Origin of the sequence: Duganella sp. S19_KUP01_CR8 (assembly GCF_036688705.1) — a bacterium.
GTDB lineage: Bacteria > Pseudomonadota > Gammaproteobacteria > Burkholderiales > Burkholderiaceae_D > Rugamonas.
Map to the genome: position 1 here is coordinate 1 of NZ_JAQQPR010000060.1, position 6,613 is coordinate 6,613.

Consider the following 6,613-nt stretch of genomic DNA (forward strand, 5'->3'; position numbering starts at 1 on the left):
CCGGCGCCCATGCGCCGGGCGCGCCGGGCGCAGCCCCCGCCCTGCCGGGCGCCGCCGCCCAGCCGGGCATGCCGGTGGTGCCGCTGCTGGAAAACTACGATCTGCCGCCGCCAGGCTCGGCGGTCGACGTCATGGTCGACCACCTGAAAGTACTGGCCGCCAAAGAACCGGAACGTGTCGCCGAAGTCGTCAAACAATGGATGCAGAAAAATGGCCGAACTCAATAACCCCGACGAAGAAGACTACGGCAACGCCGTCCGCAACGCCCAGCTGTCGCCGGTCGAGCAAGCCGCGATCGTGCTGCTGAGCATAGGCGAGGAGCCGGCCGCGGCCGTGCTGCGCTGCCTGTCGCGCGAGGAATTGCTGGAAGTGACCCAGGTGATGTCGCGCATGAGCGGCATCAAGGTCGAGTCCGTCAAGACCGCGATGCAGACCTTCTTCGACGACTACCGCCAGCAGTCCGGCGTGCACGGCGCGTCGCGCAGCTACCTGAAGCGCTCGCTGGACCTGGCGCTCGGCGGCGACCTCGCCAATACCGTACTCAACAACATCTACGGCGACGAACTGCGGCCCAAGATGGCGCGCCTGCAATGGGCCTCGCCCAAGTGGCTGGCCGAATACATCTCCAACGAGCACGTGCAGATGCAGGCGGTGTTCCTGGCCTTCCTGCCGGCCGCGCTGGCCGGCCAGATCATCGACGCGCTGCCGGCCGACGGCCGCGACCTGGTGCTGCTGAACCTGGCCCGCCTGGAAGAGATCGACCGCGACCTGCTGGTCGAGCTCGACGAGCTGGTGGTGCGCTGCCTGTCCTCCTTCGATTCGCAGAGCACCAGCGTGGAAGGGATACGCCAGGCCGCCGAGATCCTCAACCGCCTGCCGAGCAACCGCGCGCAGATGGTCGAGCTGCTGCGCGCGCACGACCCGGAGGTGGTGTCCAAGATCGAGCTGTCGATGTACGACTTCTTCATCCTCGGCAACCAGTCCGAGGTGGCGATCACCCGCATCATCGAGGAAGTGCCGCTGGAGCAATGGGCGATCGCGCTCAAGGGCGCCGAAGTGTCGATCCGCGACGCCATCCTCAAGACCATGCCGAAACGCCAGGCCCAGGCCTTCGAGGACATGATGCGGCGCGCCGGCCCGATGCCGCTGTCGCGCATCGAGCAAACCCGCCAGGAAATCATGGCCACCGTCAAGGCGCTGGCCGACGTCGGAGAAATCGAGATCCAGCTGTTCGCCGAGCAGGTGGTCGAATGAAGTCGTTCCGCGCTTACCGTTTTCCGCCGCTGGCGCAGTTCACCAACCTGGCGCACCAGCGCGCCGTGGCGCACAGCCACAGCCAGAGCGGCGACGGCGGCGCCCAGTGGGCCGCCTCGGTCAGCGAAGGCTTCGAGCAGGGCCAGCGCGACGGTTACGAGATCGGCCTGGCGCGCGGCCAGGAAGACGGCTTCGAGGCCGGCCGCAGCTCGGGCCAGGAACAGGGCCGCGAGGAAGGCCGCCACGAAACCCTGGTGGCCTACGACCAGATGGCCCGTCCGGTGGACGCCATGCTGAAAAGCCTGAAGAAACTGCGCTCCGACTACCGCGCCGCCCAGCGCAAGGAAGTGGTCGACCTGGTGGCCAAGGTGGCGCGCCAGGTGATCCGCGCCGAACTGGCCCTGCAGCCGGTGCAGCTGATGGCCCTGGTCGAGGAAACGCTGGCGTCGATGCCGCCCACCCGCGAGGAAATCGACGTCTTCCTGAACCCGGAAGAACTCAAGCGCATCGCCGAGCTGGACCCGAAACGTTCCAAGCGTTGGAACCTGATCCCGGACGCCCGCCTCGACGCCGGCGAATGCCGCATCAAGGCTGGCGATAATGAAGTTGATGCCGGATGTCATCAACGTCTTGCGGCTGTCATGGAACAGGTCGATAATCAACTTCAAGCTGCCGACGGCGGCGATGAACCGGAGATCGAAGAGTGATCGCTGACGCCTTACGCAATCTCGAACTGGGTTCCGTGCCCATGGCGACCCCGACCGGTCGCCTGGTGGGGGCGTCCGGTTTGCTGCTTGAGGCGGTAGGATGTCCTTTGCACACCGGCCAGCGTTGCCAGATTGAGACAGTCAACGGCGAGTGGCTGGACGCGCAAGTGGTCGGCTTCCGCGACAAGCTGTCGTTCCTGATGCCGTTCAAGAAGGCCATCGGCCTGACCACCGGCGCCCGCGTGCTGCCCTCGGCCGAAAAAGTCAGCCTGCAGATCGGCTCCGGCTGGCTGGGCCGCATGGTCAACGGCCTGGGCGAGCCGATCGACGGCCTCGGCAAGCTGTCCGGCGACTTCCCGCTCGAACCGCTGCCGCCGCGCATCCATCCGCTGAAGAAAAAACCGGTCACCGAGGCCTTGGACGTGGGCGTGCGCGCCATCAACGCCATGTTAACCCTGGGCAAGGGCCAGCGGGTCGGCCTGATGGCAGGCTCCGGCGTCGGCAAGTCCGTGCTGCTGGGCCTGATGACCCGGCAGACCGTGGCCGACGTGGTGGTGGTCGGCCTGATCGGCGAGCGCTCGCGCGAGGTACGCGAATTCGTCGACATGTCGCTCGGCAAGGAAGGCCTGGCCAAGGCGGTGCTGGTGATCGCGCCGGCCGACGAAAGCCCGCTGATGCGCATCATGGCCACCGAACTGTGCCACTCGATCGCCGCCCACTACCGCGACCAGGGCAAGAACGTGCTGCTGCTGGTCGATTCGCTGACCCGCTATGCGATGGCGCTGCGCGAGGTGGCGCTGGCGCTGGGCGAGCCGCCGGCCACCAAGGGCTATCCGCCGTCGGTGTTCTCGGCGTTGCCGCAGCTGATCGAATCGGCCGGCAACGGCGAAAACCAGAACGGCAGCATGAGCGCGATCTACACCGTGCTGGCCGAGGGCGACGACCAGCAGGACCCGGTGGTCGACACCGCGCGCGCCGTGCTCGACGGCCATATCGTCATGACCCGCGAGCTGGCCGACCGCGGCCACTATCCGGCGATCGACATCGCCTCCTCGATCAGCCGCTGCATGAGCCAGGTCATCACCCACGAACACCTGATGGCGGCCCGCGCGCTCAAGGCCAGCATGGCGCGCCACGACCGCGTGCGCGACCTGATCCCGCTGGGCGCCTATGTGCCGGGCGCCGATCCGGTCACCGACAAGGCGGTGCAGCTGCACCCCAGGGTCGAGGATTTCCTGTGCCAGGGTACCAAGGAAGAGGCGCCCTTCGCGCCGTGCATCCACCAACTTGAAAAGCTGATGACATGAGCCACCACAACATCCGCAACCTGACCACGCTGGTGGCCCTGCGCAACACCGAGGTGGAGCGCCTGCAGACCGAGCTGGCGGAAAAGGAAAGCTTGCGGGAACGGTATCAGAAAAACCTGGAGCGCCTGACCGGGCTCTACACCAACAGCGGCCCCAGCGGCAATCTGCACCCCGCGCTGGCCGGCAACTGCGGCGACTACAAGCAGGCCGTGATGCAGATGGCCGACAGCCACCGGCTCGACCTGCACATGCACGAGGCCGACATGGCGCTGTCGCAACAGCAGCTCAACGCGGCCTGGGCCAAGCGCGAGGTGCTGGGCAAGGTGCTGGTCAAGCAGCAGAAGGTGGTGCTGGCGCAGCAAAATGTGCAGGAACGCAAGCAACATGATGAAATAGCAACTCAACTATGGATGCGCGGCCAGAAATAAGCGCGCGCCACAGCGCGGGCCGAAAAAATAGTTAAGAATATTTTCATAGGGAAACGATTAAGGTCGCCTTATATCAGGGTACACTTCAATCATCCTTTCCAGGAGCAACGATCATGGCAGTCATCAGCAGTCCCGTCTACGACCCGCAAACCACGGCCGAGAAACTGGCGAACGCGTATGTCGCGCCGACCAAGTCCATCCTGGATAGCCGGGCCAGCAAGGCCACCGCCACCGTCACCGCGCTGGGCACGCTGGGCAGCGCGCTGAGCGCCTTCCAGTCCGCGCTGCAAGGGCTGACCACCGCCACCAGCGGCGTCGCCGCCAACGCCGCCACCAGCAGCAACACCGCGATCGCCACCGGCACCGCCACCGCCACCGCCGTGGCCGGCACCTACTCGTTCTACGTCGAGCAGCTGGCCACCGCCGGCCAGGTGTCGTACAACGTCAACAACAGCGCCGCCACCAGCGCCGGCTCGCTGAAGGTGATGCTGGCCGACGGCTCCAACTTCCAGATCGACCTGGCCAACGCCGACAGCAATATGGACGGCAGCCTGTCGGCCAAGGAAATCGCCGCCGCCATCAATGTCGCCGCCAGCAACAATTCGCGCGTCACCGCCTCCACCCTGACGGTCAACGGCCAGCCCAAGCTGGTGCTGACCGCCACCCAGACCGGCGCCGCCAACGCCGTCGCCTCGCTCGACGTCAGCGCCCTGGGCGACGCCGGCCTGCAGTCGGACCTGTCGACGCAAAAGGTCGAGACCATCGCCAAGGACGCCATCGTCTGGATGGGCGACCAGGGCACCGGCACCCAGGTCACCCAGGCCTCCAACACCTTCAGCACCATCGACAACGTCAAGTTCACCGTCAAGCAGGCGCAGCTGGCCGGCGCGACGCCGGTGCAGCTGACCGTGGGACCCGACAGCAGCGCCACCACCGCCAACGTGCAGAGCTTTGTGGACGCCTACAACAAGCTGCTGGGCGTGTTCAAGACCGTGACCGCGCCGGGCAACCACGCCGCCACCTCGTCCACCGACAGCACGCCGCTGTCGGACGACGCCGCGCTGTACAACGATTCCGGCGTGGCCGCGCTGCGCGCCACCTTGGGCGCGACGCTGCGCAACGCCACCGGCGGCCGTTCGCTGATCAGCTTTGGCATCACCGCCGCCCGCGACGGCTCGCTGACGCTGGACAGCACCCGCCTGCAGAAAACCATCGCCGCCGACCCGGGCAAGATCGACACCCTGTTCGGCCGCGCCGGCCTGGGCGTCGACAGCGGCGTGCTGGGCTCGATGAACAAGCTGGTGACCACCTGGACCAATTCCGCCACCGGCCTGATCGGCGGACGCAAGACCGCCATCACCCGCGTGCAGGACGACATCGCCAAGCGCCAGGTCGCCGTGCAGAGCCAGTTCGACAACGCCTACAAACGCTATCTGGCGCAGTTCAGCGCGCTGCAACAGCTGCAGGCGTCGATGACCAGCACCTCGAATATGTTCACGGCGATGTTCTCCTCCAGCAGCGACAATTAAGTTAACGAATCACAACCAGTACGGTGAACACCATGTTGAACCACGAAGCCTACAGCAGTTACCACTCCACCAATCTGGACGCCCAGGTCACCCGGGCGTCGCCGATCGAACTGGTGCTGGTGCTGACCGACGGCTTGCTCGAAGAGCTGGCGCGCGCGCGCGGCCACATCGTCGGCAAGCGCTACGAGCTCAAGGCCAACAGCCTGAACAAGTGCACCGACATCATCAACGGCCTGGCCAGCTCGCTGGACTTCGACAACGGCGGCGAAGTGGTGGAAAACCTCGGCCGCCTGTACGACTACTGCGCCGGCCGCCTGTACACCGCCGGCGTCAGCCTGGACCCGACCATCATCGACGAGGTGACGACCTTGCTGACCACCATTAAAAAGGGCTGGCTGGGCGTACAGGCCAAAAATGGATAGGCAACGCGCGCTGCTGCAAATGGCGCAAAAGATGAGCGCCGCGGTCGCCGCCCAGGACTGGAAGATGCTGGCGGCGATGAACACCCTGATGACCACCGCCCTGCCGCAGATGGCGGCCCAGGGCCAGTGGAGCAGCAGCGAACGGGCCGCGCTGGCGGCCCTGCGTCAGATACACGAACAAGCAGTGCGCGCATGCGACACCGCCGCCGGGGACCTCGAACGGCGGCTGCATGAAATGCAGGCCAACAAAGAAGGCTGGCTGGCCTATGCGCTAGACAGCGAACAGTTAGCAACCGGAATCCAAGCATGACCATGACACTCTCCAGCGCCACCGCCGCGGCCAAAGCCGCCAAAGCCGAACTGACCGCTCCGGTCGCCCCCAATCACGGCCTCGACAGCATGCCGACCCGGTCGCAGCAGCCTAACGCCGGCTACAACGGCAGCCGGGTGCCGCCCAAGTCCGCGCCGCTGACCGGCGCCATCAAGAATACGCCGGCCGGCAATTCGCCCAAGCAGAATGCGGCGCCGCGCAGCGCCACGCCGGCCAGCCAGAACGACCCGGTCAGCTATCCGGGCCGCGACCAGGCCGAGCCGGCCACCGACGAAGCCCAGTCCGGCGCGCCGCTGTTTGCCCAGTTGCTGCAACTGGGCGACCCGCTGGCGCTCGACCCGCAAGCCGCCGCGACCGACAGCGGCGCCGACGGTGCCGCCGACGCCGAGGCGGCCGATGCCGCCGCGGCCGCCACCGTGACCGCCGCCTCCGCCAACGCCGCCGCCCTGGTGCCGGCCATGTTCAGCGCGCTGCAGGCCAATGCCGCGCAGCAGGCCGCGGGCGCCGATAGCGCCCCCGCGGCGCGCAGCGACGCGGTCGGCGCCACCTCGACGCTGAACAGCGCCGTCACCCGTTTGAACCTGTCGGCCGCCGGCGTCGCCGTCACCGCCGCCGCGCCTGCCCCGGCCCCGGTC

At 66.9% G+C, this 6,613-nt stretch carries 7 protein-coding genes and 2 pseudogenes; all 9 read left to right on the plus strand.

Annotated elements, in window-relative coordinates; all coding sequences use genetic code 11:
• Nucleotides 1-227, plus strand: a pseudogene (locus tag V6M89_RS30110) (flagellar basal-body MS-ring/collar protein FliF); the annotation flags it as partial.
• Entirely contained in the window at nt 211-1,254 is a 1,044-nt protein-coding gene (locus V6M89_RS30115) for a flagellar motor switch protein FliG (RefSeq protein ID WP_020702668.1), read from the plus strand. The pseudogene V6M89_RS30110 and the gene V6M89_RS30115, both read left to right, overlap by 17 nt.
• Nucleotides 1,251-1,961: a flagellar assembly protein FliH gene (gene fliH / locus V6M89_RS30120; protein WP_332856667.1), complete on the plus strand. Its 711-nt coding sequence runs from the start codon at nt 1,251-1,253 to the stop codon at nt 1,959-1,961. The genes V6M89_RS30115 and fliH overlap by 4 nt, the downstream gene beginning before the upstream one ends.
• Nucleotides 1,958-3,268 carry a flagellar protein export ATPase FliI gene (gene fliI / locus V6M89_RS30125; RefSeq protein ID WP_332856668.1) on the plus strand — a complete coding sequence of 437 codons (1,311 nt, stop codon included), beginning with the start codon at nt 1,958-1,960 and terminating at the stop codon, nt 3,266-3,268. The genes fliH and fliI overlap by 4 nt, the downstream gene beginning before the upstream one ends.
• Nucleotides 3,265-3,696 carry a flagellar export protein FliJ gene (fliJ, locus tag V6M89_RS30130; protein WP_332856669.1) on the plus strand — a complete coding sequence of 144 codons (432 nt, stop codon included), beginning with the start codon at nt 3,265-3,267 and terminating at the stop codon, nt 3,694-3,696. Before fliI ends, fliJ begins: the two co-directional genes overlap by 4 nt.
• Nucleotides 3,697-3,809: 113 nt before the next feature.
• A complete protein-coding gene (fliD, locus tag V6M89_RS30135; RefSeq protein WP_332856670.1) occupies nt 3,810-5,225 on the plus strand; it encodes a flagellar filament capping protein FliD in 1,416 nt (471 codons plus the stop codon).
• Nucleotides 5,226-5,257: 32 nt separating this feature from the next.
• Nucleotides 5,258-5,647, plus strand: coding sequence for a flagellar export chaperone FliS (gene fliS / locus V6M89_RS30140; RefSeq protein ID WP_116988556.1), 390 nt, complete (start codon nt 5,258-5,260; stop codon nt 5,645-5,647).
• Nucleotides 5,640-5,957, plus strand: a complete 318-nt coding sequence (locus tag V6M89_RS30145; protein ID WP_332856671.1) for a hypothetical protein — start codon at nt 5,640-5,642, stop codon at nt 5,955-5,957. The genes fliS and V6M89_RS30145 overlap by 8 nt, the downstream gene beginning before the upstream one ends.
• A pseudogene (locus V6M89_RS30150) lies at nt 5,954-6,613 on the plus strand (flagellar hook-length control protein FliK); the annotation flags it as partial. The gene V6M89_RS30145 and the pseudogene V6M89_RS30150, both read left to right, overlap by 4 nt.

Coding starts and splice junctions, on each gene's coding strand:
- V6M89_RS30115 (WP_020702668.1), top strand. CDS start 211: ATGGCCGAACTCAATAACCCCGACGAAGAAGACTACGGCAACGCCGTC.
- V6M89_RS30145 (WP_332856671.1), top strand. CDS start 5,640: ATGGATAGGCAACGCGCGCTGCTGCAAATGGCGCAAAAGATGAGCGCC.
- fliD (WP_332856670.1), top strand. CDS start 3,810: ATGGCAGTCATCAGCAGTCCCGTCTACGACCCGCAAACCACGGCCGAG.
- fliJ (WP_332856669.1), top strand. CDS start 3,265: ATGAGCCACCACAACATCCGCAACCTGACCACGCTGGTGGCCCTGCGC.
- fliS (WP_116988556.1), top strand. CDS start 5,258: ATGTTGAACCACGAAGCCTACAGCAGTTACCACTCCACCAATCTGGAC.
- fliH (WP_332856667.1), top strand. CDS start 1,251: ATGAAGTCGTTCCGCGCTTACCGTTTTCCGCCGCTGGCGCAGTTCACC.